General features: G+C 69.4%; 17 protein-coding genes and 5 tRNA genes. 19 read left to right on the forward strand and 3 right to left on the reverse strand.

Features of this window, described 5'->3' with window-relative positions:
• Positions 1–73: 73 nt before the first annotated feature.
• Positions 74–1,870, reverse strand: coding sequence for a protein kinase domain-containing protein (locus WME96_RS02615; RefSeq protein WP_437288607.1), 1,797 nt, complete (start codon positions 1,868–1,870; stop codon positions 74–76).
• A gap of 693 nt (positions 1,871–2,563) precedes the next feature.
• Between WME96_RS02615 and WME96_RS02620 the strand changes: the two genes are divergently transcribed.
• From WME96_RS02620 to panB, 18 genes are all read left to right on the forward strand, one after another.
• Positions 2,564–2,636: transfer RNA gene (locus tag WME96_RS02620), tRNA-Thr, on the forward strand.
• Between the two features lie 81 nt (positions 2,637–2,717).
• Positions 2,718–2,799: transfer RNA gene (locus WME96_RS02625), tRNA-Tyr, on the forward strand.
• 74 nt (positions 2,800–2,873) lie between these two features.
• A tRNA-Gly gene (locus WME96_RS02630) sits at positions 2,874–2,946 on the forward strand.
• Between the two features lie 16 nt (positions 2,947–2,962).
• Positions 2,963–3,038, forward strand: a tRNA-Thr gene (locus tag WME96_RS02635).
• Positions 3,039–3,090: 52 nt separating this feature from the next.
• A complete protein-coding gene (tuf, locus tag WME96_RS02640; protein ID WP_437288608.1) occupies positions 3,091–4,281 on the forward strand; it encodes an elongation factor Tu in 1,191 nt (396 codons plus the stop codon).
• Between the two features lie 9 nt (positions 4,282–4,290).
• Positions 4,291–4,461 (forward strand): 50S ribosomal protein L33, encoded by a 171-nt coding sequence (gene rpmG, locus WME96_RS02645; protein WP_436613121.1) that lies wholly within the window; start codon positions 4,291–4,293, stop codon positions 4,459–4,461.
• Positions 4,462–4,490: 29 nt separating this feature from the next.
• Positions 4,491–4,563: transfer RNA gene (locus tag WME96_RS02650), tRNA-Trp, on the forward strand.
• Positions 4,564–4,650: 87 nt separating this feature from the next.
• Positions 4,651–5,253, forward strand: coding sequence for a preprotein translocase subunit SecE (gene secE / locus WME96_RS02655; protein ID WP_437288609.1), 603 nt, complete (start codon positions 4,651–4,653; stop codon positions 5,251–5,253).
• 30 nt (positions 5,254–5,283) lie between these two features.
• Positions 5,284–5,814 (forward strand): transcription termination/antitermination protein NusG, encoded by a 531-nt coding sequence (nusG, locus tag WME96_RS02660; protein WP_061618351.1) that lies wholly within the window; start codon positions 5,284–5,286, stop codon positions 5,812–5,814.
• A gap of 117 nt (positions 5,815–5,931) precedes the next feature.
• On the forward strand, positions 5,932–6,375 hold the full coding sequence (gene rplK / locus WME96_RS02665; RefSeq protein WP_020732610.1) for a 50S ribosomal protein L11: 444 nt from the start codon (positions 5,932–5,934) through the stop codon (positions 6,373–6,375).
• Positions 6,376–6,519: 144 nt separating this feature from the next.
• Positions 6,520–7,230, forward strand: coding sequence for a 50S ribosomal protein L1 (gene rplA / locus WME96_RS02670; RefSeq protein ID WP_061618349.1), 711 nt, complete (start codon positions 6,520–6,522; stop codon positions 7,228–7,230).
• A gap of 3 nt (positions 7,231–7,233) precedes the next feature.
• Entirely contained in the window at positions 7,234–7,761 is a 528-nt protein-coding gene (gene rplJ / locus WME96_RS02675; protein ID WP_061618348.1) for a 50S ribosomal protein L10, read from the forward strand.
• A 98-nt stretch (positions 7,762–7,859) separates the two neighbouring features.
• Positions 7,860–8,249, forward strand: a complete 390-nt coding sequence (gene rplL, locus WME96_RS02680; protein ID WP_437288610.1) for a 50S ribosomal protein L7/L12 — start codon at positions 7,860–7,862, stop codon at positions 8,247–8,249.
• 396 nt (positions 8,250–8,645) lie between these two features.
• On the forward strand, positions 8,646–12,782 hold the full coding sequence (gene rpoB / locus WME96_RS02685) for a DNA-directed RNA polymerase subunit beta (protein WP_437288611.1): 4,137 nt from the start codon (positions 8,646–8,648) through the stop codon (positions 12,780–12,782).
• Positions 12,783–12,923: 141 nt separating this feature from the next.
• The gene (gene rpoC / locus WME96_RS02690; protein ID WP_437288612.1) at positions 12,924–17,207 is read left to right on the forward strand and encodes a DNA-directed RNA polymerase subunit beta'; all 4,284 of its coding nucleotides are present in this window, start codon (positions 12,924–12,926) and stop codon (positions 17,205–17,207) included.
• A 396-nt stretch (positions 17,208–17,603) separates the two neighbouring features.
• Positions 17,604–19,859: an HD domain-containing phosphohydrolase gene (locus tag WME96_RS02695; RefSeq protein ID WP_437288613.1), complete on the forward strand. Its 2,256-nt coding sequence runs from the start codon at positions 17,604–17,606 to the stop codon at positions 19,857–19,859.
• 23 nt (positions 19,860–19,882) lie between these two features.
• A complete protein-coding gene (locus tag WME96_RS02700; protein ID WP_437288614.1) occupies positions 19,883–20,512 on the forward strand; it encodes a GNAT family N-acetyltransferase in 630 nt (209 codons plus the stop codon).
• Between the two features lie 181 nt (positions 20,513–20,693).
• Entirely contained in the window at positions 20,694–21,641 is a 948-nt protein-coding gene (gene panB / locus WME96_RS02705; protein ID WP_437288615.1) for a 3-methyl-2-oxobutanoate hydroxymethyltransferase, read from the forward strand.
• Positions 21,642–21,656: 15 nt separating this feature from the next.
• Here panB and WME96_RS02710 read toward each other — a convergent pair whose 3' ends face one another.
• Together WME96_RS02710 and WME96_RS02715 are read right to left on the reverse strand one after the other, a co-directional pair.
• Positions 21,657–23,771: a VWA domain-containing protein gene (locus WME96_RS02710; RefSeq protein WP_437288616.1), complete on the reverse strand. Its 2,115-nt coding sequence runs from the start codon at positions 23,769–23,771 to the stop codon at positions 21,657–21,659.
• Positions 23,768–24,712 carry a DUF58 domain-containing protein gene (locus WME96_RS02715; RefSeq protein WP_437288617.1) on the reverse strand — a complete coding sequence of 315 codons (945 nt, stop codon included), beginning with the start codon at positions 24,710–24,712 and terminating at the stop codon, positions 23,768–23,770. The genes WME96_RS02710 and WME96_RS02715 overlap by 4 nt, the downstream gene beginning before the upstream one ends.
• A gap of 197 nt (positions 24,713–24,909) precedes the next feature.
• Between WME96_RS02715 and ftsH the strand changes: the two genes are divergently transcribed.
• Entirely contained in the window at positions 24,910–26,748 is a 1,839-nt protein-coding gene (gene ftsH, locus WME96_RS02720) for an ATP-dependent zinc metalloprotease FtsH (RefSeq protein ID WP_437288618.1), read from the forward strand.
• The last annotated feature ends 2 nt before the right edge of the window (positions 26,749–26,750 follow it).

Consider the following 26,750-nt stretch of genomic DNA (forward strand, 5'->3'; position numbering starts at 1 on the left):
CGGGCGTCAAGGCAAGCATGGAACAGCTGGGGCCCCCTGGGCGTTGTACCCAGCTGCTCACGACGTTACGTCGTCACTGGCAGCGCGCCGGTAGCTGGGACATCGCTTCGCTCGCCCCGATCCGCGCGGCGGCCAGCGCGTGGGACTTGGCCCCACATCCCTTGGACGCCACGGCTCGCTTGGCGCTCGCGCCGATCGCGGATCGCGCCTCGGCCTTCCTGGGTCCGTCGCAGCCCGCGTAGCGCTTCACCGCGAGGTCCGTGTTGCCGCCGTTCGCCAGGTTGATCGCGGCCCTGCACTCCTGTTCGGCCTTCTCGTTACCGGCGGGCGCGGCCTTGGGCCCGGCGGTCGCCGTCGGCGTGCCCTTCGGACCTTCGCCCGGGGACGCCTTGACGGGCTCTTCCTTATCGGGCGGGGGCTCGGGGGCGGAGGGCTCGCTCGTCGGCACGGCCACGGTGGGGTCCGAGGTCACGGTGACCGACGGCGCGCTCGGCAGCGGGATCAGGTTCGAGGCGCTCTCGTCGGTCGCATTCCCGCTGCCCCCCCTCGTCATCATGACGATGCCCACGACGCCGAGCACCGCGGCGGCCGCGACGGCCGCGAGGATCGGGGCGGTCTTGTTCTTCTGCGCGGGCGGGGGCGGCGCGGGGAACACCTGGCCGCTGCCCGTGTGCACGGGCGGGTGCGCCGGTACCGCGCCCGAGGGCATCGCCGCCTGATCCATCACGGTGGCCGCATGATGGCCGGCCTGGGGGTTGACGACGGTCCTGCCAGCCCCCGTGGGCGGTCCCGCGACGAAGAGCGGCTCGCCGATCTGGGTCTGACCCGAGCGCGACGGCATCAGCGCGGTCCCGCTGGTCGGGGCCTCGAGGCCGACCTGGGTGCGCGGCGCCGCCCCGAGCACCGAGAGGCGGGGCCCTGCGCCGATCGTGAGCTCCTCGTAGAACTCCCGCGCCGACTGCTGGCGGTCCTCGCGCTTCTTGCTGAGGGCCCTCATGACGGCGGCCTTCATCTTCGGCGGCGCCGCGGCGCCCATCGGCACGGCCTCGAACGGGAACGGCTGCGCCGTCATGTGCTGCGTCGCCCACGCCCACGGCGTGTCGGCCTCGAACGGCAGGCGCCCGGTGAGCATCTCGTAGGTCAGCACGCCGAGCGAGTAGATGTCGCTCCTCGCGTCGAGCTCCGTTCCCGTGAACTGCTCGGGGCTCATGTACGGCGGCGTGCCGAGCACCATCCCCTGCTGCGTCAGCTTCTGCTCGGCCTTGGCGCTGCGGTCGTCGCGCTTGGCGATGCCGAAGTCGAGGACCTTGACGTAGTCCTCCTCGCCGGCGCGCCTGGTCAAGAAGATGTTGGCGGGCTTCAGATCGCGGTGGACGATCCCCTTCTCGTGCGCCTCCTGGAGCGACCCGCACGCCTGCGCGACGATGCGATCGACCCGCTCGGGAGAGAGCGCGCCGCCCCTCTCGAGCGCCTCCTCGAGCGACTGCCCGTTGAGGAGCTCCATCGCGATGTAGAGCTCCCCGGTGTTCGTCTGACCGAAGTCGTAGACCTTGATCGTGTTCGGGTGCTCGAGCTCGCTGACCGTGCCGCACTCCCGCATGAAGCGCGCGACCACCTGCGGGTCCTTCGCGTGCTGCGAGAGCAGCGTCTTGACGGCGACCTTCCGCACCGACGTCCCCATCGGCTGCTCGCCGTTGTAGACGCGGCCCATCCCGCCCTCGCCGAGCACCCCGACGATCCGGAACCGGCCGCCGACGATCGTGCCGATGAGCGGATCTGCTTCCACCGGCGCGACAGGGAGGAGCGCGCCGCACGTGGCGCAGAAGCGCGCCCCATCGATGTTTGGCTGATGGCAAGCGGGACAGTCCATGCGATCGAACCTCTACCCCCGAAGCATGACGAGACGCGCCCGTCGTCTCGGGCTGCGGCTAGCTGCGCGCCCGGGCGAAGGTGCGCGGGGCAGGATCGCAGCAGCCGCGCGCCGAGCGCAAGGGAGCTCTCACGGTGCCGCCGCGACGGCGCGCGGCGCGCCTGGGGCAGCGCCGCGCGCCGTCGCGGGCCGGGTCAGCCGCTGCGGCGTGGGCCTCGCCGCGCACGATTGGACGGCGCGGGAGCGCGCGGATCGGCGCGCGATGCGACGCGAGATTCGACGAAGGTTTCGCCGAACGTGCGACGTTCATCTTGAAAGCGGGCAGCACTCGAGCGAGATACGCGCCGCCGGACGGGGCGGACGCTCCCGTCGCCCGACGCGACGGACCGCGCTTCCGCCGCGGATTCCAGCGAAACGGACGAAAACGATGCACACCGCTTGACACGTCTCTTGCAGGGGGCTAAGAGCCTCCTCCCTTCGCGGGACTCGTCTACCTTCGGAGCGATGTGAGCGGCACCAACGGCTTCACCTCGCTGCGGTCCAGCCCGGTCGGCACACTCCGAACGGCGCAGGCAGACGGTCCAGCAGGGCCGGGAGTAGATTGCTCGTAGAGAAGTGATCGGTCTTGGGACAGTTCGCTAGGTCAGCACGCACGCCTCCCGGCGCCTCGGGGGCGAGCAGCGGGTCGATGTCGCTGGCGTAGCTCAATCGGTAGAGCACCTGCCTTGTAAGCAGGGGGTTAGGGGTTCAAGTCCCCTCGCCAGCTCCGATGCAAGGCAGCAGGTCGACGGTTCTGGAGGTCACGGCAGGGACAGGATCCGGTAAGATCGGATAGTAGAAAAATTCTGGAGGGTTGCCCGAGCGGCCAAAGGGAGCAGACTGTAAATCTGCCGGCAATGCCTACGATGGTTCGAATCCATCACCCTCCACCGGGGCGGTCTTTCGCTCCGACAGCGATCCGACCAAGATACACATCCGCCGGGACCACTCCCGGCGGGCGCCTGCGGGCGTAGCTCAGTTGGTAGAGCGTCAGCCTTCCAAGCTGAACGTCGCCGGTTCGAACCCGGTCGCCCGCTCTGTGGTCGGTCGTTTGCCCACCTAGCTCAGTTGGCAGAGCACGTCCTTGGTAAGGACGAGGTCGTCGGTTCAATCCCGATGGTGGGCTCCAGCGAGGACAGCGCAACGCATCCGCGAACTTCATTCCGGCAGGAGACATCTCGATGGCCAAGGAGAAATTCACTCGTACGAAGCCGCACGTGAACGTGGGCACCATCGGCCACATCGACCACGGCAAGACCACGCTCACGGCCGCGCTCGTCAAGGTGCAGTCGAAGCGCCAGCTGGCGAAGGCGATCTCGTACGCCGACATCGCCAAGGGCGGGACGGTCCGTGACGAGACCAAGACGGTGACCATCGCGGCGGCGCACGTGGAGTACGAGTCGGTCAACCGCCACTACGCGCACGTCGACTGTCCCGGGCACGCCGACTACATCAAGAACATGATCACCGGCGCGGCGCAGATGGACGGGGCGATCCTCGTCGTGTCGTCGCTCGACAGCGTGATGCCGCAGACGCGCGAGCACGTGCTGCTCGCCCGCCAGGTCGGCCTGAACCACATCGTCGTGTTCCTCAACAAGTGCGACGCCGTGGACGACCCGGAGATGCTCGACCTGGTCGAGATGGAGGTCCGCGAGCTCCTGTCGAAGTACAAGTTCGACGGCGACAACGCGCCGGTGGTCCGGGGCGCGTCGCTGCCGGCGCTGCAGGGCGACCCGAAGTGGGAGGAGACGATCCAGCAGCTCCTCAACGCGCTCGACAGCTACATCCCCGAGCCGGTGCGCGACATCGACAAGCCGTTCCTGATGGCGATCGAGGACGTGTTCTCGATCAAGGGCCGCGGCACCGTGGCCACGGGCCGCATCGAGCGCGGCATCATCAAGGTCGGCGACGAGGTCCAGATCATCGGCTTCAAGGACACGAAGAAGTCGGTCGTGACCGGCGTCGAGATGTTCCGGAAGCTGCTCGATCAGGGTCAGGCGGGCGACAACGTCGGCTGCCTCCTCCGGGGCGTGGAGAAGGAAGAGATCGAGCGCGGCCAGGTGCTCGCGAAGCCCGGGTCGATCACGCCGCACACGAAGTTCACTGGTGAGGTGTACGTCCTCAAGAAGGAGGAGGGCGGGCGCCACACGCCGTTCTTCACCAACTACCGGCCGCAGTTCTACATCCGGACGACGGACGTGACCGGCACGGTGAACCTCCCCGAGGGGGTGAAGATGGTGATGCCGGGCGACAACATCACGATGACGATCGAGCTCATCGCCCCGGTCGCGCTGGAGGAGCAGATGCGCTTCGCCATCCGCGAGGGCGGCAAGACGGTGGGCGCCGGCGTCGTCACCAAGATCCTCGCGTAGGAGGCCGACGTGGGCGAGCAGGCCGGTGGGTGGCGTGCGGCGCGCATCGCCGTCTCACTGGCCTGCAGCGAGTGCAAGTCGCGGAACTACAAGACGACGAAGGCGCCCGACCAGGTGGTTTCGCTCAAGAAGTTCTGCAAGCAGTGCAAGAAGCACACGGTTCACAACGAGACGAAGTGAACGGGTGCTCAGGAAGGCGCAGCGGTTCTAGGGGTATAGCTCAGTTGGTAGAGCAGCGGATTCCAAATCCGCAGGTCGGGAGTTCGAGCCTCTCTGCCCCTGCCGGGGAATGCGGGCGCCCAGGGGCGGCCCTCGGAGCCCCATCGAGCAGGTTTCCGCCTGCCGCGGGTCGGCGCGTTTGGTGTGGTTATGGCGAAGGGTCAAAAAGACAAGCAGACGCCGAAGGTCGCGGAGGATGGGGAGCCGGAGGAATCCGGACCGATCGTGCCCGCCGAGACGTCGTCCCTCGCGACGCGGAGCGAGGAGCCGGAGGCGGCTGACGCAGAGGGCGCCGGTGAGCCGGAAGAGGCGGAGGAAGAGGCCGCTGCCGCTCAGCTCGGGACCGAGCGTTACGTGCTTGCCGGCTTCTTCGCGGCCGGGATGCTGCTGGCCTACCTGCTCGGCAAGATCGTCCACGGTGTCTGGGCGACCCTCTCCAACAAGGACTGGTTCAGCCGGACGCTCCCGGCGTTGTCGGCAGTGGGCGACGACGACAAGGCGACCTACGGGATGGTCGTCGGCGGCATCGTCGCGCTCGTGGTCGTGGTGCGCTCGTTCCGCAACCCGGAGCTCCGCACCTGGAGCGACGAGGTCGCTGCCGAGCTGGCCAAGGTGAAGTGGCCGACCAAGAAAGAGGTGACGAACGCGACGTTCGTCGTGATCGCGACGACCACCGTGGCGACCCTCTACCTGGCGCTGCTCGACCGCTTCTGGGCATTCGTGACCAACATCGTTTACGGCGATGGAAGCTGAAGCAGGGAGACCCTGAGGGAATCAAGCGCCATGGCCAAGAAGTGGTACGTCATCCATACCTACTCGGGATACGAGGCGAAGGTGCGCGACGCGCTCCAGCAGCGCGTGAAGCAGTACGGACTGGAAGATCGGTTCGGCGAGATCCTCATCCCGAGCGAGACGGTCACGGAGAACCGTCCTGGTGGCAAGACTCGCGTTCGCCAGAAGCTCAGCCTGCCCGGTTACATCTTCGTCGAGATGGACATGAACGAGCAGGTCTGGCACCTGGTCAAGGACACACCCAAGGTGACCGGCTTCATCGGCAACCAGACGCCGCAGGAGGTCCCGATCGTTCAGATCGACAATCTCCGGCGGGGGATCGTCGAGGGAGCGGTCAAGCCGAAGCCGCGGCTCACGTTCGAGGTGGGTGAGGAGGTGCGGGTGCTCGACGGGGCCTTCGCGAACTTCACCGGCACGGTCGACGACGTGAAGATGGACAAGCAGAAGCTCAAGGTGAAGGTCAGCATCTTCGGCCGGCCCACCAGCGTCGAGCTCGACTTCTCTGCCGTGGAGAAGCGCTAGCCAGGGACGAACGGCTGCAAACCTGCGGGCGAGGACCGCGCCTCCGCGGTACTTCACTGTTTCTCTGAAAAGTAAACCGCCCGTCGGGCGGCGGTTCGATAGGGTGCGAGATTCATCATGGCGAAGAAAGTCACTGGGTACGTGAAGCTGCAGCTTCCGGCGGGCAAGGCCAACCCGTCGCCCCCCGTCGGTCCGGCGCTCGGCCAGCACGGCGTCAACATCATGGCGTTCTGCAAGGACTTCAACTCGCGGACGGCGGCGCAGGGAGACATGATCATCCCGGTGGTGATCACGGTCTTCTCGGACCGCTCGTTCACGTTCATCCTCAAGACGCCGCCGGCCTCCGTGCTCCTCAAGAAGGCGGCGGGGCTTGAGACGAAGAAGAAGCCGGGCGCGGGCTCCAAGGAGCCCAACAAGGTCAAGGTGGGCAAGGTGACGCAGAAGCAACTGCAGGAGCTTGCCCAGCTCAAGATGCAGGACATGAACACGACGAACCTCGAGTCCGCGATGCGCAGCATGGCGGGCACTGCCCGCTCGATGGGCATCGACATCGTCGATTGAGGTTGGTCGCAGCCGCGCCCCGCGATCGGGGCGCGCGCCGCCCAGGCGACCCTCGAACGAGGGGCCCCGGCGGGCAGAGCAAGGACTTACCACGGTAGTTTGAGGCGCACCGTGGGAGGCGAGAGCCGTTAAGAAGGAGGGCATGTGCCGAAAGTCGCCAAGAAGAAAGTCGCAGCGCGAGCAGTCGTCGATCGCGCTCGAAAGTACACATTGCAGGAGGCGTGCGCGCTCGTGAAGCAAGCCGCACCCGCCAAGTTCGACGAAACCGTGGACCTCGCGGTCCGGCTGGGGGTCAACCCGCGGCACGCTGACCAGATGGTCCGCGGCGCCGTGGTGCTCCCGCATGGCACGGGGCAGTCGCTCCGGGTGTTGGTGTTCGCCAAGGGCGAGAAGGCCAGGGAGGCCGAGGCTGCCGGCGCCGATTTTGTCGGCGAGGCGGATCTCGTGAACAAGGTCCAGGAAGGCTTCATGGACTTTGACCGCGTGATCGCCACGCCCGACATGATGGGTCTGGTCGGCAAGCTCGGCCGTATCCTCGGTCCGCGCGGCCTGATGCCGAACCCGAAGGTCGGGACCGTGACGTTCGACGTGAAGACGGCCATCTCGGAGGCCAAGGCCGGCAAGGTCGAGTACCGCGTCGAGAAGGCGGGCATCGTGCACGCCCGCATCGGCAAGGTCTCCTTCGCGGAGAACGCGCTCCACGTGAACGCGGACGCGCTGATCCAGGCGCTCGTCCGGGCCAAGCCGGCGACGGCGAAGGGCATCTACCTCCGGAGCATCACGATGTCCTCGACGATGGGCCCGGGGGTTCGCATCGACCCGGTCCACTTCATCGGCAAGGCAGAGGAGGCGTAGCCCATGGAACGGTCCCAGAAGGAAGCGGTTGTCGGCTCAGTCCGGCAGAAGTTCGAGCGGATGTCTTCCGCGGTCTTCCTGGATTTCAAGGGAATGAACGTCGAGGCGGTCACCAAGCTTCGCGATGAGTTCCGGAAGTCCGGCGTGGAGTACCGGGTCGTGAAGAACACGCTCGTCCGCCACGCCATCAAGGAGCATCCCTGGGCGAACACCCTCGTGAAGAGCCTGGCCGGCATGACCGGTGTGGCCTGGAGCTACGAGGATCCGAGCGCGGCAGCCAAGGTCGTCAAGGCGTTCCGCAAGGACAACCAGAAGCTCCAGATCAAGGCCGGGCTCATCGAGGGGCAGATCCTCTCGGGCGACGCCGTCGAGACGCAGCTCGCGACGATGCCCGGCAAGGATGAGCTCCGCGCCACCCTGCTCGCGACGCTCCAGGCGCCGCTCCAGCAGTTCGTGCAGCAGCTCAACGCGCCTCTCCAGAATTTCGCTTATCTCTTGAAGGCGAAGGAAGACGCGGGCTCGTCGGGTTGAGCGGGCGCTTTCGTATCAATTGGGCCTTGCGCCCGTCTGGTTTTGGTTTACATGGCCCCCTCCCCGGGGCGCGCAGAAGAGTTTGAAGGAGTCTTGCAATGGCTGAGATCACGCGCGAGCAGGTCGTCGATTACCTCTCCAACCTCCCTGTCATCCAGATCGCCGAGCTCATCAAAGACCTCGAGAACAAGTGGGGCGTCAAGGCTGCCCCCGCGGCCGTCGCCGTCGCCGCTGGCCCCGCTGCCGGCGCCGCTCCGGCCGAGAAGGCCCCGGAGCAGACCGAGTTCGACGTCATCCTCGCGAACTCGGGCAGCAACAAGATCGGCGTCATCAAGGCGATCCGCGAGATCACCGGTCTGGGCCTGAAGGAGGCGAAGGACCTGGTCGAGGCCGCGCCGAAGACCGTCAAGGAGCAGGTTTCCAAGGCGGACGCGGAGGAGATGAAGAAGAAGCTCGTCGAGGCAGGTGCTACCGTCGAGCTCAAGTAACGATCACCGCTCCCTGCTAGGGAAATCGGGATCCGCCGGAGGACGGCGGCAGGGGCGGTCGTCCCTGCCGCACGTCCCGCTTTTGTCTGAAAAAAGGGGCCGCGCGTGCGGGCCCTCTGATGAGGACCACGGGTACGGGTCCTCGACCGCTGCTGAAGAAGAGGACCGCAGGTACGGGTCCTCGGTCAACTCTGAAGAGGACCGCGGGTGCGGGTCCTCGACCAATGCCGGAGCTCAATGGGTCGCCACGCGGTCCGCTCTGCCCCCACAGCCAAGATGTTCTGGGTCCTCACACCCTGAGGACGCTCGCTCGCCATTGGTGCGTAGCTTCGTGTTCGTTGCTCGGTTCGAGCCGTGCGCCCGCCCCGCACGGCTCGTGTGAGCCGGAGGAAATCGATGCCGTCGGTCGTCCAATCCAACTTCCGCGTCCGTAAGAACCTGGGTCGCGTTCGTCGCATCATCGACGTCCCCAACCTGATCGACATCCAGAAGTCGAGCTACGACAAATTCCTCCAGATGAGCGTTCCGCCGAACGAGCGGGAGGAAGTCGGGCTGCAGGCGGTGTTCCGCTCGGTCTTCCCGATCAAAGACTTCAACGGCACGAGCGAGCTCGTCTTCGTCTCGTACAATCTGGAGCCGCCGAAGTACGACGTCGATGAGTGTCGCCAGCGCGGTATGACCTACTCGGCGCCGATCAAGGTCACGAACCAGCTCATGATCTACGACACCCGCGACGGCGGGGAGCGGATCGTGCGCGACATCAAGGAGCAGGAGGTCTACTTCGGCGAGCTGCCGCTGATGACCGAGACGGGCACGTTCATCATCAACGGCACCGAGCGCGTCGTCGTCAGCCAGCTCCACCGCAGCCCCGGCGTCTTCTTCGATCACGACAAGGGCAAGACGCACTCGAGCGGCAAGCTGCTCTATTCCGCGCGCGTCATCCCCTACCGCGGCTCGTGGCTCGACTTCGAGTTCGACCCGAAGGACATCATCTACGTTCGCATCGACCGCCGGCGGAAGATGCACGCGACCGTGCTGCTGCGCGCGCTCGGCTACTCGACGCAGGACCTGCTGAACTACTTCTACTCGACGGAGACCGTGTACCTCGAGAAGGGCGGCAAGTACGCGAAGAGCATCGAGTACGACCTCCTGGCCGGCCAGCGGACGACGCGCGACATCAAGATCGGCAACGACGTCATCGTCAAGAAGAACACCAAGTTCACGCGCGCTGCCATCCGGAAGATGAAGGAGGCGAAGCTCGAGCGGCTCAGCCTCGAGCCGGAGGAGCTCGTCGGGAAGGTGGCGGCGCACGACATCGTCGACCCGGAGACGGGCGAGGTCGTGGTCGAGGTGAACGAGGAGCTCACCGAGGCGAAGCTCGAGCGGCTGCGCGAGGCGAACATCGAGCAGTTCCGCATCCTCTTCATCGACGGCCTGAACGTTGGCTCGTACCTCCGCGACACGCTGCTCACCGACAAGGTGAAGACGATGGAGGACTCGATCCTGGAGATCTACCGGCGCCTGCGGCCGGGCGATCCGCCCACGCTCGAGACCGCCAAGACCCTGTTCCACAACCTGTTCTTCAACGCCGAGCGCTACGACCTGTCGAAGGTCGGCCGGCTGAAGCTGAACTACAAGTTCTACCGGGACGTCCCCGAGGAGGAGCGGCCGGGGCTCGATCTGACCGTGCTCACCCCGCAGGACATCCTCGAGACGGTGCGGCACCTCATCGAGCTCAAGAACGGCCGCGGCTCGGTCGACGACATCGACCACCTCGGCAACCGCCGCGTGCGCGCGGTCGGTGAGCTGATGGAGAACCAGTACCGCATCGGCCTCGTCCGCATGGAGCGCGCGATCAAGGAGCGCATGAGCATGTCGCAGGAGATCGACACGCTCATGCCGCACGACCTGATCAACGCGAAGCCGGTCAGCGCGGTGGTCAAGGAGTACTTCGGGAGCTCTCAGCTCTCGCAGTTCATGGACCAGACCAACCCGCTCTCGGAGGTCACCCACAAGCGCCGCCTGTCGGCGCTCGGGCCGGGCGGCCTCACCCGCGAGCGCGCCGGCTTCGAGGTGCGCGACGTCCATGCGACGCACTACGGCCGCATCTGCCCGATCGAGACCCCGGAAGGCCCGAACATCGGCCTCATCGCGTCGCTGTCGACGTTCGCGCGCGTGAACGAGTTCGGCTTCGTCGAGACGCCGTACCGCAAGGTCGAGAACGGTCGAGTGACCGAGGACGTGATCTGGCTCTCCGCGCTCGAGGAGGAGGGCAAGTACATCGCGCAGGCGACCGTGAACCTCGATGAGGGCGGGCGCTTCAAGGAGTCCCTCGTCTCGGCCCGCTACAACGGCGAATTCAAGATCGTCACGCCCGAGATGGTCGAGCTGATGGACGTCGCGCCGAACCAGATGGTGTCGGTCGCCGCCGCGCTCGTGCCGTTCCTCGAGCACGACGACGCGAACCGCGCGCTCATGGGCGCCAACATGCAGCGCCAGGCCGTGCCGCTGGTCCAGTCGCACGCCCCGCTCGTGGGAACTGGCATGGAGGAGCGGCTCGCCCGCGACTCCGGCGTCTGCGTCATCGCGCGGCGCCCGGGCGTCGTCGAGAGCGTGGACGCGACGCGCATCGTCGTCCGGGCCGAGGGCGAGGGCGCCGAGGTGCCCGATATCTACCACCTCATGAAGTTCCAGCGCTCGAACCAGTCGACCTGCTACACGCAGAAGCCGGTCGTCAGGACGGGCGAGGTGGTGAAGAAGGGCGACGTGCTCGCCGACGGACCGTCGACGGACATGGGCGAGCTCGCGCTCGGCCAGAACGTGCTCGTCGCGTTCATGCCGTGGCAGGGCTACAACTTCGAGGACTCGATCCTGGTCTCGGAGCGCATCGCCAAGGACGACGTGTTCACCTCGATCCACATCGAGGAGTTCGAGTGCGTCGCCCGCGACACGAAGCTCGGCAAGGAAGAGATCACCCGTGACATCCCGAACGTCGGCGAGGAGGCGCTCAAGGACCTCGACGACTCCGGCATCGTGCGCATCGGGGCCGAGGTGCGTCCGGGCGACATCCTGGTCGGCAAGATCACCCCGAAGGGTGAGACCCAGCTCTCGCCCGAGGAGAAGCTGCTCAGGGCGATCTTCGGCGAGAAGGCCGGCGACGTCCGCGACAGCTCGCTGAAGGTGCCGCCCGGCGTCGGCGGGATCGTCATCAACGCCCGGGTGTTCTCGCGCAAGGGGACCGAGAAGGACGACCGCGCGCGGGACATCGAGGATCAGGAGCGGGCCCGGATCGAGCGGACGCGCGACGAGGAGATCAAGATCCTCCGCGACTCGTTCTTCCGCCGCATCCGCGAGATCCTCCTCGGCAAGGAGACGACGGGCAAGCTCGTCGACGACAAGGGCAAGGTGCTCTTCCAGAAGGGCGCCATCATCGATGAGGCGTCGCTCGTCGACATCCCGCGCAAGTACTGGGGCGAGATCCCCGTCGACGACGCCGAGCGCGTCCAGCAGATCCTGCGCGACCTCGAGGAGCTCGTCCGCACGCGCGAGGAGCACTTCCGCGACAAGATCGATCGCCTCTCCAAGGGCGATGAGCTGCCGCCTGGCGTCATCAAGATGGTGAAGGTCTATATCGCCATCAAGCGCAAGCTCCAGGTCGGCGACAAGATGGCGGGCCGCCACGGCAACAAGGGTGTCATCAGCCGGATCCTCCCCGAGGAGGACATGCCGTATCTCCAGGACGGCAGGCCGGTCGACCTCGTGCTCAATCCGCTTGGCGTGCCGAGCCGCATGAACGTCGGGCAGATCCTCGAGATCCACCTCGGGTGGGGCGCCTTCGAGCTCGGCAATCAGCTCCAGACCATGCTGGAGCAGCAGCGGGCGACGGCCGAGATCAAGGAGCACCTGAAGGCCATCTACGCGGGCGACGAGTCGATGGATGGCTTCTTCGACAACCTCGACGACGCCGACGTCAAGCGCTTCGTCAAGACGGTCGATGAAGGCGTCTTCATGGGATCGCCGGTGTTCGACGGCGCGCACGAGTCCGACATCAAGGGCGCCCTCGAGCTCGCCGGACTCCCGACCTCGGGTCAGGCGATCCTCTTCGACGGCCGGACGGGCGACGCGTTCGACCAGAACGTCACGGTGGGCATCATGTACATGCTGAAGCTCCACCACCTGGTCGACGACAAGATCCACGCTCGCTCGATCGGGCCGTACTCGCTGGTCACGCAGCAGCCGCTCGGCGGCAAGGCGCAGTTCGGCGGGCAGCGGCTCGGCGAGATGGAGGTCTGGGCGATGGAAGCCTACGGCGCCGCGTATGCGCTGCAGGAGTTCCTCACCGTGAAGAGCGACGACGTGATGGGCCGCACCCGGATGTACGAGGCCATCGTGAAGGGGGATTACACCCTGGAGGCGGGGCTGCCGGAGAGCTTCAACGTGCTCATCAAGGAGCTCCAGTCGCTCTGCCTGAACGTCGAGCTGGTCGAGACGAGCGGAGGCGTGGAGGCCTCGGCCGCGGAGGAAGAGGAGTGATGCAGTTCGTCACGTCACGAGCGCCGCGCGCCTGGTCGGTGGTGACAGGGGAGGCGCGCGGCGAGGGCGGCGCGCCCCCGAGCGCTGACACAGTGGGCGCGGACAGGTTCATCGGTTTCGTTTCCGTCTCCGGAGGTCTCCATGCGTGACATCTTCAGCTTCTTCGAGAAGCCCAAAGACCCGCTGTCGTTCAGCGCCATCCGCATCTCGCTCGCGAGCCCGGAGAAGATCCGCGAGTGGTCGCACGGCGAGGTCAAGAAGCCGGAGACCATCAACTACCGGACGTTCAAGCCGGAGCGGGATGGTCTGTTCTGCGCCAAGATCTTCGGGCCGGTGAAGGACTACGAGTGCAATTGCGGCAAGTACAAGCGCATGAAGCACCGTGGGATCGTGTGCGAGAAGTGCGGCGTCGAGGTCATCCAGTCCAAGGTCCGCCGCGAGCGGCTCGGGCACATCTCGCTGGCCACGCCGGTGGCCCACATCTGGTTCCTGAAGAGCCTCCCGTCGCGCATCGGCAACATGCTCGACATCACGCTCAAGGACCTGGAGAAGGTGCTCTATTGCGAGGCCTACATCGTCATCGATCCGAAGGAGACCGGCCTCATGCGGGGCGATCTCCTGAGCGAGGAGCGCTATCTGCAGCTCCTCGACGAGTACGGTGACGACAAGTTCAGCGCCGGGATGGGCGGCGAGGCGATCCTCGAGATGCTCAAGCAGGTCGACGTGCACGGCCTCGCCGAGCTGCTCAGGACCGAGATGCGCGCCGCGACCAGCGAGGCGAAGCGGAAGAAGCTCGCCAAGCGGCTGAAGGTCGTCGAGGCCTTCCGCGAGAGCGGCAACCGGCCGGAGTGGATGATGCTGACCGTGATCCCGGTGCTGCCGCCGGATCTGCGCCCGCTCGTCCCCCTGGACGGCGGCCGCTTCGCGACCAGCGATCTGAACGACCTCTACCGGCGCGTCATCAACCGCAACAACCGCCTGAAGCGGCTGCTCGAGCTGAACGCGCCGGAGATCATCATCCGGAACGAGCGGCGGATGCTGCAGGAGGCGGTCGACGCGCTGTTCGACAACGGCCGCCGCGGCAAGACGATCACCGGCCCGAACAAGCGCCCGCTCAAGTCGCTCTCCGACATGCTGAAGGGCAAGCAGGGCCGGTTCCGCCAGAACCTGCTCGGCAAGCGCGTCGACTACTCGGGTCGCTCCGTCATCGTCGTGGGCCCCACGCTGCGCCTGCACCAGTGCGGTCTGCCCAAGAAGATGGCGCTCGAGCTCTTCAAGCCGTTCATCTACAACAAGCTGGAAGAGCGCGGCTACGTCAACACCATCAAGAGCGCGAAGAAGATGGTGGAGAAGGAGCGCCCGGAGGTCTGGGACATCCTCGAGGAGGTCATCAGCGAGCACCCGGTGCTCCTGAACCGCGCCCCGACGCTGCACCGCCTCGGCATCCAGGCGTTCGAGCCGGTCCTCATCGAGGGCAAGGCGATCCAGCTCCACCCGCTGGTCTGCGCGGCGTTCAACGCCGACTTCGACGGCGACCAGATGGCGGTCCACGTGCCGCTGTCGGTCGAGGCGCAGATGGAGGCGCGCGTGCTCATGATGAGCACGAACAACATCCTCTCGCCCGCGAGCGGCAAGCCGATCATCAACCCGACGCAGGACATCGTGCTCGGGCTCTACTACGCGACCCGCGAGCGGAAGTTCGAGAAGGGGTCCTACCGCGCCGACACCCTCTCCTTCGGCGAGGACGGCGTGGCGCAGGGCTACCTGCGGGGCATCTACGCCTCCCCCGAGGAGGTGCGGATGGCCTACGACAACGGCGAGGTCGCGCTGCACGCAGGCGTCCGCGTCCGCGTGCCGGTCATCGACGACGACGGCAACCCGCAGCTCGACGAGTTCGGCCACGTGAAGCGCCGGATCGTCGAGACCACGGTCGGCCGCGTCATCATCTCCGAGGTCCTCCCGAAGGGGGTCGCGTTCGAGTACGCGAACAAGACCCTCGACAAGAAGGCGCTCTCGGCCCTCATCGACGTCTGCTATCGCATCCACCGCAACAAGGAGACGGTCCTCCTCGCGGACCGGCTCCGCACGCTCGGCTTCGACCACGCGATGCGAGCGGGCATCTCCATCTGCATGGATCACATGGTGATCCCCCCGGCCAAGAAGGTCCTCCTTGGCGAGGCGCAGAAGGAGGTCGAGCGCGTCGTCGAGCAGTACCAGGAGGGGCTCATCACCGACGGCGAGCGGTACAACAAGATCGTCGACATCTGGGCGAGCATCGCCGACCAGGTGACGACCGAGATGATGGGCGGGATCGGCAAGGAGACGATCGTCGACCACGAGACGGGCAAGTCCTCGGTCGAGCCGAGCTTCAACCCCATCTACATCATGGCCGACTCCGGCGCGCGCGGCTCCACGCAGCAGATCCGGCAGCTGGCCGCGATGCGCGGCCTGATGGCCAAGCCGTCCGGCGAGATCATCGAGACGCCGATCACCGCGAACTTCCGCGAGGGTCTCAGCGTGCTCCAGTACTTCATCTCGACGCACGGCGCGCGGAAGGGCCTCGCGGACACCGCGCTCAAGACGGCGAACTCGGGTTACCTCACCCGGCGGCTCGTCGACGTGGCGCAGGACGCGGTCATCTCCGAGTTCGACTGCGGCACGCTCGACGGCATCCGCGTGGCGAAGCTCGAGGAGGCCGGCGAGGTCATCCAGCCGCTCGGCGATCGCATCCTCGGCCGCGTCGCGCTGGAGGACGTCGTCGACCCGCTCACCGGCGAGGTGCTCATCACGGCGAACACCGAGCTCGACGAGCAGGCGGTGCGGTCCATCGAGGACGCCGGCATCGAGGAGGTCGTCATCCGCTCGGTGCTCACGTGCCAGCTCCGCCGCGGGGTCTGCGCGCTGTGCTACGGGCGCGACCTCGCGCGCGGCTACCGGGTCAACATCGGCGAGGCGGTCGGCATCATCGCCGCCCAGTCGATCGGCGAGCCCGGCACGCAGCTCACGATGCGCACCTTCCACATCGGCGGCACCGCGGCGCGCGGCAAGATCGAGGCGAGCTACCTGGAGGCCCGCACCGAGGGCACCGTCCGCCTGCGTCGCGCGGTCGTCCAGAAGAAGAAGGACGGCACCATGGTGGTCATGAACCGCCACGGCGAGATCGTGGTCGTCGACGAGACGGGCCGCGAGCGCGAGCACAACCGCCTCGTCTACGGCGCCATCCTCAAGAAGGCCGACGGCGAGCGCACCAAGCCCGGCGAGCTGCTCGCCGAGTGGGACCAGTTCGCGACGCCGATCCTCACCGAGGTCTCCGGCGTGGTGAAGTTCGGCGACCTCATCGAGGGCGTCAGCGTGCAGGATCGCCTCGACGAGGTGACGGGCCTCTCCCGGAAGGTCGTCATCGAGTCGAAGGCGGCCGACGTCCGCCCGCGCATCTCGCTGAAGGACCCCGAGTCCGGCAGGACGCTGAAGCTCCCGAACAGCGAGCTCGAGGCGCGCTACCTGCTGCCTGTCGGCGCGCACATCGTCGCCCAGGAGGGGGATCTCATCGAGGCCGGCGAGGTCATCGCGAAGATCCCGCGCGACACGACGAAGGTGCAGGACATCACCGGCGGTCTGCCCCGCGTCGCCGAGCTGTTCGAGGCCCGAAAGCCGAAGGATCACGCGATCATCAGCGAGATCGACGGCGAGGTCACGTTCGGCAAGGACACGAAGGGCAAGCGGAAGGTCATCATCACGCCGTACTCGCCGGACGGGCACGCGCTCGGCGATCAGGCGCGCGAGTACCTGATCCCGAAGGGCAAGCACATCCAGGTGCAGCCGGGTGACCGGGTGCGCGCGGGTGACCCCCTCCAGGACGGCCCGCCGAACCCGCACGACATCCTCCGGGTGAAGGGCGAGAAGGAGCTGTCGGCCTGGCTCGTGAACGAGATCCAGCAGGTCTACCGGCTCCAGGGCGTCGGTATCAACGACAAGCACATCGAGGTCATCGTCCGGCAGATGCTCCGGCGGGTCCGCGTGCGCGAGGTCGGCGACACCAACTTCCTGGTCGACGAGCAGGTGGAGAAGCACATCTTCGAGAAGGAGAACGAGACCGTCCTCGAGCGCGGCGGCAAGCCCGCCATCGCCGAGGCGCTCCTCCTCGGCATCACCAAGGCCAGCCTGTCGACCGAGTCGTTCATCAGCGCCTCGTCGTTCCAGGAGACGACCAAGGTGCTCACCGAGGCCGCGATCAACGGCAAGACGGACGATCTCCGCGGTCTCAAGGAGAACGTCATCATGGGCCGCCTGATCCCGGCCGGGACGGGGCTGCCCGCCTACAAGCGCCTCCAGGTCGTGGTCGAGGGCGAGCCGGTGGTTCAGGCCCCGTACGTCGCCCCGCGGCCGCGTCCCGAGGAGACGCTCACCGCCGTGAACGAGGAGTAGCGGCCACGCGGCGCGCCAGGGGCGGGTCGCCTTCGCCCCTGAGCGCGCCCGCCTCCTGCGAGGCGCTCTCGCGCCGGTCAGGAGACCGCTTTCCCCTCGCAGCCTCGGGCTTCCCGGTCTGGCGAACAGCGCCGGACGTGGCGCGCGCGCCCACCCGGGGTCAGTCTTCACCTCACGTAGCAGCGCATCGGTCGAGCGGGGTCACGGGATTCAACCGGCGTTCGCCCGGATGTACACGGGGCTCGCGCGGAGCCCCCAGCTCTGCTCTCATTCATAGAACGCACCCCATGGCTGCATACGCCGCGAGCGGCAGGCCAGCTCTCCCCGCGTGCTCCCGTCCGCGAGGGTTCTCCGGCGCGCGCCCACCCCCAATTTTTGAGTAGAATCAGGGTTTCGATGGCTTCCGTTCACGGATTGAACCAGCGGATTGCCGATCGCCTCGTCCTCGAGGGGCGCATCACCCCGGACGATCATCGTCGCGCCGTGGAGTACGCGATGCGTACGCGCGGCCGCATCGAGGACGCCATCATCGAGCTCGATATCGTCAACGAGGCCGAGCTCCTGAAGTTCATCGCGACCGTCCACAACACCCGCTTCGTCTCGACCGAGAAGCTCTCGAAGGCGATCATCGAGCCGCGCGTGCTCGCCAAGGTCTCGGCGATCACCGCGACGCTGCACGGCGTCTTCCCGGTCCTGCTCGACGAACGGAACACGACGCTCTCGGTCGCGACCGCGGACCCGGACAACGACGTCGCGCTGCACGAGATCCGTCTGGCTGCAGGCGTGCGGGACGTACGCGCCATCGTCGCCCGGCCGGCGGCCGTGCGCGCGGCCATCGCGTATCACTACCGGGGCGACACGACCGCGTTCAACTCGCTGCTCCGGCCGGTGAACTCGTTCGACGAGGTCCTCTACAACAACGCCAACAACAACCCCTTCGAGCGCACGTCGACGGCCCACGAGCGCGCGTCCATGACGCATGAGCGCGCGCCGATGATGCACGATCGGGCCTCGATGACCCACGTGCCCGCGGCGCATCCGCAGACGATGCACGGGCAGACGATGCACGGGCAGACGATGCACGGGCTGCCCGCGCACGTGACGCCTCCGCATGCCCAGCCGATGCACACGCAGACGATGCACGGACAGCCGGCGCACGCGACGCCGGCGCTCGCGCCCGTGCCCGTGCCGCTCGTCACGACGCCGCTGGCCCCGGCCGTCATGCGGGCGCCCTCGGCGCCGCCCCGGGGGACCACGGCTGGCCCTCCGCCGACGCCGGTGCCGCCGTCGCCTCCCGCCCAGCCGCAGCAAGTCGCTCCGGTGTCCGCGCCGGTCCCGCCGCCGCCGCACCCGACCACGAGCCACGCGTACGTCGAGACGCTCAACGTCCTCGTCAGCCTGCTCGAGAACAACCGGCAGGACCTGCGGGGCCACTCCTCCACGGTCGCGCGCATCGTCCGCAAGCTTTGCGAGCGCATCGGCCTGCCGCCGACCACGGTCGCGAGCTACGTGGCATCGGCTTACCTGCACGACCTCGGCAAGAACGGCCCATACCACCTCACCGCGCTCAACGTCGCCGAGTACGAGGGGCACCGGCTCGCCGCGACGAAGAGCGTCGATCTCCCGGCGCACCTCATGGAGTCGGTGGGCCTGCCGCAGGACGTCGTCTCGGCGATCAACCTGATGTACGAGCGCTACGACGGCAGCGGCTTCCCCGACGGCCTGTCCGGCAAGGAGATCCCGCTCGGGGCGCGCATCCTCGCGGTCGCGGACACCTACGCGGACCTGACGCAGAACCCGCGCAACCCCTACCGCAAGGCGCTCCGCCCGCCCGAGGCCTGCGACGTGCTCGCCCAGTACCGCGGCACCATCTTCGATCCGAACATCGTCGACCTCTTCCGCCAGGTCATGACCGGCGACGACATGCGCGCGAAGCTCCTGTCCGACCGGCATCAGGCGCTCATCGTCGACCCGGATCCCGAGGAGACGACGGTGCTCGAGCTGCGGCTCCTCGAGCAGGGGTTCGAGGTCTCGATCGCGCGCAACGTGGCGCAGGCGCGGCGCGAGCTCGAGACGAAGGACATCGAGGTGGTCGTCAGCGAGATCGATCTCGAGGAGCCCGACGCCGGCCTCGCGCTCCGGGCCGACGCGCTGAAGCTCGGCTTCGGCCGCGACAAGACGTGGGTCATCCTCACCGCGAAGACGGACCGGCAGACCGCCCAGCGCGCCTTCGATCTCGGCGTCGACGACTTCGTCTCGAAGCCCGCGTCGACCGACGTCATGGCCGCCAAGCTCCGCCAGCTCATCGAGCGGCGCTCCTCGACCGCCGTCCCCCGCGGCGTGTCCGGCTCGCTCGCCGAGATGGGCCTGCCGGACATGATCCAGATCCTCTGGCATGGCCGGAAGACGTGCGCGCTCAAGATCCAGGCGAACTCGATGGCCGGCGAGATCCACTTCGCCGACGGGCAGGTCGTCCACGCGCTCTGGGCGGGCGCGCAGGGCGAGGACGCGTTCTACCGGATGCTCACGCTCCGCGAGGGGGACTTCCGCCTCGACCCGAGCTTCTCGCCCAGCACCCGCAGCATCACCGCCTCGCCCGAGGCGCTGCTCCTCGAAGGGATGCGCCGCCTCGACGAAGGGACCCTGTCGTAGACGCATCGCGCGTGGAGGCCGGGTTGAAGAGCGCCGTCTGCATCGAGACCCCGCGGCTGCGCCTCTCGATCCCGCCCCCCGAGCTCGCCGGCCGCTACCTCGCCTACTTCGAGCGCAACCGCGACCACCTGGCCCGGTGGGATCCGCCGCGCCCCGAGGGCTTCTACACCGAGGCGTTCTGGCGCGAGCGTCTCCGCCGCGATCGCGACGACCTCGCCGCGGACCGGGCGCTCCGGCTCGCGCTCCAGTGGCGCGGCGCCCCCGAGGGCGAGGTGATCGGGGTCTGCAACTTCAACCAGTTCGTCCGCGGCGCCTTCCAGGCCGCGACCCTCGGCTACTCGCTCGACCAGCGCGCCGTGGGCTCGGGGGTCATGTCGGAGGCGATCCAGGCGGCGCTCGCGTACATGTTCGACACGCTCGGCTTCCACCGGGTGATGGCGAATTACCTGCCGCACAACGAGCGCAGCGGCCGGCTGCTCCGGCGCCTCGGCTTCGTCGTCGAGGGGTACGCCCGCGACTACCTCTACATCGACGGCGCCTGGCGCGACCACGTCCTGACCGCGCTGACGAACCCCCGCGCCGCGCCCCCAGGCGCCTCGCGCGCGCCGGCGGCGGGTCTCACGTCGGGGAGCGCCGGCCAGCGCCACGGATGACCTGGCTGCGCGGCGGCGCGACGCCCGCCGAGGCTCGCAAGCACAGGAGATCGCTGGAGATTACGGCCGGTTGACCGCGGTCGTCGCGGCGGCCCGCGCGCCGCGTCTTGCCGGTGAGCGGGCGCCGCTCTAGCCTCTCCGGAGGCGTGGACCGCAGGTGCGGCCGCGACCCGGAGGCACAATGTACGGTCCGCAAGGCAATGGTGGCGGCGGCGCGCGCAGACCGGCGCAGCGCTCGACGAAGGTCACTGTCCCCGAGATCCGCTCCCGCAAAGGGGTCTCGCCGATCGCGATGGTGACGGCCTACGACTTCACGATGGCGCGGCTGCTCGACGAGGGGGGCGCCGATCTGCTGCTCGTCGGCGACTCGCTCGGGATGGTCGTGCAAGGGCACACGACCACGCTCCCCGTGACGGTCGAGGAGATCTGCTATCACGGGCGCGCGGTGACGCGCGGCGCGCGGCGCGCTCACGTCGTGGGCGACATGCCGTTCATGAGCTTCCAGCTCTCCCCTGTGCACGCGCTCGAGAACGCCGGGCGGATGATGAAGGAGGGCAGCTTCGAGAGCATCAAGCTCGAGGGGGGCGCCGAGGTCGCCGAGCACGTGCGCCGGATCGTCGCCGCGGGCATCCCGGTGATGGGCCACCTCGGGCTCACGCCGCAGTCCGTGCACGCGATGGGCGGCTTCAAGGTGCAGGGCAAGGGCGACGAGGCGGCCGAGCGCCTCATCGCCGACGCGCGCATCCTCGACGAGGCGGGCGTCTACGCGATCGTCCTCGAGGCCATCCCGCCGGACCTCGCGCAGGAGGTGACGGCGGCGGTCTCCGTCCCGACGATCGGCATCGGCGCCGGGGCCGGGTGCGACGGGCAGGTCCTCGTCTGTTACGACCTGCTCGGGATGTTCCGCGAGCTGACCCCGAAGTTCGCGAAGCGCTTCGCCGAGGTCGGCGATCAGATCGTGGAGGCGACGCGCGCCTACGTGGATGAGGTGCAGTCGCGCACGTTCCCGGCCGCGGAGCACAGCTTCAAGCCGAACGGGCCGCGCCGGGCCCCCGCTGTCGCCGCGGCGCCCGCCAAGCCGGAGTTCCCGCCGGCGGACGAGATCCCCGCGCACTGGCAGACGCACTGAAAGCCTCGGCCGGCTTCAGCCGGCCCGGGCCTCCGAGGGCTGCCGCCGCGCGCCGAGGGCGCGCAGCAGGAGCTCGGCAGCGAGCAGCACCAGCAGCAGCAGCGCCACGTAGGGCGACGCGTCGATCGACGCGGACATGCCGCCCAGCTCCGCGGCGCGGGCGCCCTCCGCGACGCGGCGCGGGCGCAGGTCGATCTCGCGCTCCGGGACCGAGACGACGCGCGTCGAGCGCTCGCCGTCGAGGGTGAGCTCGTAGAGCCCGGCGAGCGGGGGCGACACGCGCAGCCGCCGCTCGACCTCCGCGACGGGGAGCGGCTCGCGCCCCGCGGCGCCCTCGCTGCTGTCGACCCGCACGCGCTCGACCTTCACGTCGCGGTAGCCGTCGAACGTCCACATCTCGCCCGCCGCGAGGCGGCGCGCTCCGCCCCGCGCGCGCGCGGCGCCCACGAACCCGTCGAGCAGCGACAGGAACGCCGGCCGCAGGGAGACGTCGCTCTCCTCCGTGCTGAGCGGCAGCGTCATGAACAGCACGACGCCGCGCCCGAGCGGGCGGCGCACCAGGAACGGGGCGCCGTCCTTCCACCGGGCGAGCACCTCGGCGCCCTCGGAGGCCTCCGGGCCGAGCGTGGCCCGGCCGCGCGGGGCGATGTCGGCGAGGCCGGCCGCGGACGGGCCGAGCCAGCCCGCCGTGGCGGGATCCACGCCGGGCACCGGGGACGACGACCAGCGGACGACCCCGGGCACCAGCGGCTCGAACCCGGCCCCGAGCGGCGCCGCGGCCGCCCGCTGGCCGAGCGTCAGGAGCGCGACGCCGCCGCGCTCGACCCACGCGGCGAGCGACCGGCGCACCTCCGGCGTGAACCCGGGCGCGTCGTCGACGATGAGCCCCGCGTGCGCGGCCAGCTCGTCCGCGTGCTCCGGGACGGAGGGCAGGGGCCTGATCTGCGCGTCGAGGTCGAGCGCAGAGAGCGCCTGCTCGAGCGGCGGAGGGCCGCCCGTCTCGACGTGCGTGGTGGCAGGATCGACGACGACCGCGATCGAGAGCGGGCCGCCGGCAGGGATGATCGGCGCGCGATCGTCCTCGGCGATCGCGTCGCCGCCGGTGAGCGCGGCGATCAGGATCTCGGGCGTCCCGGAGGGCAGGTCGATCGAGATCTCCTCGGCGCGCAGCGCCGGAGGGAGCGCGACCTTGCCGAGCACGGCGTCGCCGGCGCGCACCTCGAGCGAGCGCCCCGCGGAGGCGCCCGCGCCTGCGGAGGCGCCCGCGGCGGGCGGCGCCGCCGCGCCGCCGTCGCGCTCCGCTGCAGCGAGGTCGGGCCCGGGCGCGGCGGCCGACGCGGCGGTGCAGACGACGCGGACGCGCGCCTTCTGGCCGGATCGGTCGGCGCGCACGATCCCGCAGTCCTCTCCGCCCGCCTCGAGCTCCGCGAGCGGCACCCACGTGGCGATGTCGGGCGTGCCCGAGATGGGCGGGGCGCCGGGCGCGCCGTCCGCGAGATCGCTGAGGAGCACGATCCGCTTGTCGCTCTGGGGTAGCCCCCGGAGCAGATCGCGGGCGAGATCCAGGGCGCCGTCGAGGTCGGTGGCGCGGTCCGACGGCGTCACCGTGGCGAGCGCCTCGGTGACGGCGGCCAGGTTGGTCGTCGACGCGAGGCCGACGCGGGCCGGCGCGCCCGCGAGGACGATCGCCGCGGCGTCGCCCGGCGCGAGCCCGCCGGCGAGCTCGCGCGCGGCCGTCAGCGCGCGCTCGAACCGCGAGGGCGCGTCGCTCGGCCGCGCGTCGCCCGCGGCATCGCCGCCGCGGGACCGCGCCCGCATGCTCAGCGAGTCGTCGACGACGATCGCGAGGGCGACGGACGCGCCGGCCCTGCGGCTGAGCGACAGGTGCGAGCAGCGCAGGAGCGGCGTCGCGCCGAGCACCGCGAGCGCGAGCACCGAGAGGGCCCGGGTGGCGAAGAGGGCGCGGTCCTCGAGGAGGCTCCGGCGCCGCGCGGTCGGCGGCGTGGCCGGGACCAGGCGCGCCGGCGGGAACGGCCGCTCCTCGGCGCGGCGGCGGCGCAGGAGGTGCGCGGCGATCGGCGCGCCGACGAGCAGCGCGACCAGCAGCGCGCCGAGCGTGATGAAGCTCATCGGCGCACCTCGGCGATCGCCTGCACGAGCGCGCGGACGACGTCGGTCGGGGGCTCGGCGGTCGTCGCGCGGAGCACGCGGCCGCCGCGCGAGGCGAGCGCGCGCGACCAGGCGTCGGTGAGCTCGGCGAGGCGCGCCTGGTACTGCGCGCGGACCGCGCCCGCGTCGGCCTCGACCACGGCGCCGCCCTCCAGGGCGCGGAGGCGCACGTTGCCCTCGAAGTCGAGCTCCGCCTCGCTGGGATCGAGGACCTGGAGGGCGATCAGCGTGCGGCCGCCCGTGCTGAGCGGCGTGAACGCGGAGAGCGCGCCCTCCGCGCCGGATTCATCAGCAAGATCGAGGAGATCCGAGATGAGCAGCACCACGGCGCCGCGGCGCGCCTTCTTCGCGACGGGCGCGAGCGCGCGCTCGATGGCGCTCGCGTCGCCGCTCCAGTCCTGGGCGGCGGACGTGGCCTCCAGGGCGCCGACGATCCGCTCGAACGCCTCGCGCCCCGCCATCGCGGGCAGGCCGTGGGTGCCGGCCCCGCCCAGCCAGGCGAGCCCCACCGGATCGCCGGTGGCGAGCGCGACGCGGGCCATGGCCGCGGCGATGAGCGCCGCGTAGGCGAGCTTGGCGCCGGGCGCGCGCCGGCCGCGGTACGACATCGAGGCGGTCGCGTCGACGCACAGCCAGAGGGCGCGATCGGTCTCGGTCTCGAACTCGCGCACCATGAGGCGGTCGTGGCGGAGCAGCGCGCGGCGATCGAAGAAGCGGAGATCGTCGCCGGGCACGTAGGGCCGCTGCCCGCCGAACTCGACGCCGGCGCCCTTGCGGATGCTCCGGTGCATCCCGGCGTAGACGCCCTCGGCGACGGCCCGCGACTTGAGGCGGAGCGGGGCGAGCCCGCCCCAGTCGATGGGAAATGCGGCGAGCGAGGCGCGGTCGGGAGAGGGCGGCACAGGGGCGCTTCTTTAGCGTGGATCCCCGGGGCGATCACCTCGCCGTGCGGGCGCGGCCGGGCCGCGCGCGGCCGGCGCTGGGCTCCCTCGCCCGCGCGGCTTTACCGCCGGCTTTCCCGTTCCTCCGGGGCCGAGGGCTTGCCGTGGCGACGCCCACCACACATCAGCTCCATGGAATGGCTGACGAGAGGAGACCGGTGTCGCGCGCGTGGCTCGGGTACCTGCTGATCGCCGCCGCGATCCTGGTCTTTTCCGGGATCCTCGGGCCGCTGGGGCGGCCGCTCGTGCCCTACGACGAGGCGGTGGCCGAGGTGCGGCGCGGAGAGGTCGCCGCGGCGGTGGTGAAGCCCGACGAGGTCGAGCTGATCCGCCGGGGGGAGGCGCAGCAACCCGGGGAGCGCGTCCGCGTGACGCGGCTGCCCGGCGTCGAGGACGAGCCGCTCGTGAGGGCGCTGCTCGACCAGGGCGTCCGCATCGAGGCGAAGAGCGCCTCGTCCTCGGCGTGGATGCAGGTGGCGATCTGGCTCGTGCCGCTCGTCCTCATCAACGCGGCGTTCTTCATGATGCTGCGCCGGGCGGGGCAGGGGGCCGGCGGGCCGCTCGGGTTCCTGCGCAGCAAGGCGAAGGTCTACGACCGGTCGAAGCAGGAGCCGGTGCGCTTCTCGGACGTGGCGGGGGTCGACGAGGCCAAGGACGAGCTCGTCGAGGTCGTCGACTTCCTCCGGGAGCCGTCGCGGTACAGGTCGCTCGGCGGGCGGATCCCGCGCGGCCTCCTGCTCATCGGGCCGCCCGGCACGGGCAAGACGCTGCTCGCGCGCGCGGTGGCGGGCGAGGCGAACGTGCCGTTCTTCTCGCTCAACGCGAGCGAGTTCGTCGAGATGTTCGTGGGGCTCGGGGCCGCGCGGGTGCGCGAGCTCTTCGAGGAGGCGCGCAAGAGCGCGCCCAGCATCGTGTTCATCGACGAGATCGACGCCGTGGGCAGGACGCGCGGCGGCCTCAGCGCGATCTCGACCCACGACGAGCGGGAGCAGACGCTCCACCAGCTCCTCGCCGAGCTCGATGGCTTCGACGCGCGCACCACCGTGATCCTGATGGCCGCCACCAACCGGCCCGAGGTGCTCGATCCTGCGCTGCTGCGGCCCGGGCGCTTCGACCGACAGGTCATCGTGGACCGGCCCGACCTGCGGGGCCGCGAGGCGATCCTCGCCGTGCACGCGCGCCGGGTGCCGCTCGCGAGCGACGTCGACCTCGGGCTCGTGGCGCGGCGCACGCCGGGCATGGTGGGGGCCGACCTGGCCAAGATCGTCAACGAGGCGGCGCTCGCCGGGGCGCGGCGCGGCGCCAAGGAGATCGAGCAGGCCGACTTCGACGAGGCGCTCGATCGCTCGCAGCTCGGGCTCCGGCGCCGCGGGCAGATCATGACCGCGGAGGAGCGGCGGCGGGTGGCCTACCACGAGGCCGGGCACGCGCTCGTCGCGCTCGCGCTGCCGGCCGCCGATCCGGTGGAGCGGGTGTCGATCGTGGCGCGGACGATCGGCGCGCTCGGCGTCACGATCCAGGTGCCCCGCGACGAGCGCCAGCTCGCCACGGAGCAGGAGATCGAGTCGCGCGTCACGGTGATGCTCGGCGGCAGGGCGGCGGAGGAGATCGCGCTGGGCCAGGTGTCGAGCGGCGCGCACGACGACCTCGGGCGCGCCACGGCGCTCGTCCGCGAGATGGTGACCCGCCTCGGGATGAGCCGGCGCCTCGGGCTGCCCGCGCTGTCGCGCAACGTCGGCGCGCCGATGCTCGGCGTGATCCAGGAAGAGCGCACCTGCAGCGAGGAGACCGCGCGCGAGGTGGACGAGGAGGTGAGGGAGCGGCTCGGCGAGATGTACCTGAAGGCCAAGCAGCTCCTCGTCGACCGCCGCGAGGGCCTCGAGGCGGCCGCGGAGGCGCTCGTGCTCAAGGAGACCCTGCGCGGCGAGGAGCTGGAGCAGATCGCGGCGGTGTCGACGCGACGCAAGATCTCCGTGGGGTCGCCGAGCGCCGCCTGAGG

Origin of the sequence: Sorangium sp. So ce406, assembly GCF_051474675.1 — a bacterium.
GTDB lineage: Bacteria > Myxococcota_A > Polyangia > Polyangiales > Polyangiaceae > Sorangium > Sorangium cellulosum_G.

What these genes read in the sequence shown, in the direction of transcription:
- nusG (WP_061618351.1), top strand. Translation starts at nt 5,284, where the DNA reads ATGGCCAAGAAGTGGTACGTCATCCATACCTACTCGGGATACGAGGCG.
- WME96_RS02695 (WP_437288613.1), top strand. Translation starts at nt 17,604, where the DNA reads ATGGCTTCCGTTCACGGATTGAACCAGCGGATTGCCGATCGCCTCGTC.
- rpoC (WP_437288612.1), top strand. Translation starts at nt 12,924, where the DNA reads ATGCGTGACATCTTCAGCTTCTTCGAGAAGCCCAAAGACCCGCTGTCG.
- rpoB (WP_437288611.1), top strand. Translation starts at nt 8,646, where the DNA reads ATGCCGTCGGTCGTCCAATCCAACTTCCGCGTCCGTAAGAACCTGGGT.
- tuf (WP_437288608.1), top strand. Translation starts at nt 3,091, where the DNA reads ATGGCCAAGGAGAAATTCACTCGTACGAAGCCGCACGTGAACGTGGGC.
- panB (WP_437288615.1), top strand. Translation starts at nt 20,694, where the DNA reads ATGTACGGTCCGCAAGGCAATGGTGGCGGCGGCGCGCGCAGACCGGCG.
- WME96_RS02710 (WP_437288616.1), bottom strand. Translation starts at nt 23,771, where the DNA reads ATGAGCTTCATCACGCTCGGCGCGCTGCTGGTCGCGCTGCTCGTCGGC.
- WME96_RS02615 (WP_437288607.1), bottom strand. Translation starts at nt 1,870, where the DNA reads ATGGACTGTCCCGCTTGCCATCAGCCAAACATCGATGGGGCGCGCTTC.
- rplJ (WP_061618348.1), top strand. Translation starts at nt 7,234, where the DNA reads ATGGAACGGTCCCAGAAGGAAGCGGTTGTCGGCTCAGTCCGGCAGAAG.
- rplL (WP_437288610.1), top strand. Translation starts at nt 7,860, where the DNA reads ATGGCTGAGATCACGCGCGAGCAGGTCGTCGATTACCTCTCCAACCTC.
- rplK (WP_020732610.1), top strand. Translation starts at nt 5,932, where the DNA reads ATGGCGAAGAAAGTCACTGGGTACGTGAAGCTGCAGCTTCCGGCGGGC.
- secE (WP_437288609.1), top strand. Translation starts at nt 4,651, where the DNA reads ATGGCGAAGGGTCAAAAAGACAAGCAGACGCCGAAGGTCGCGGAGGAT.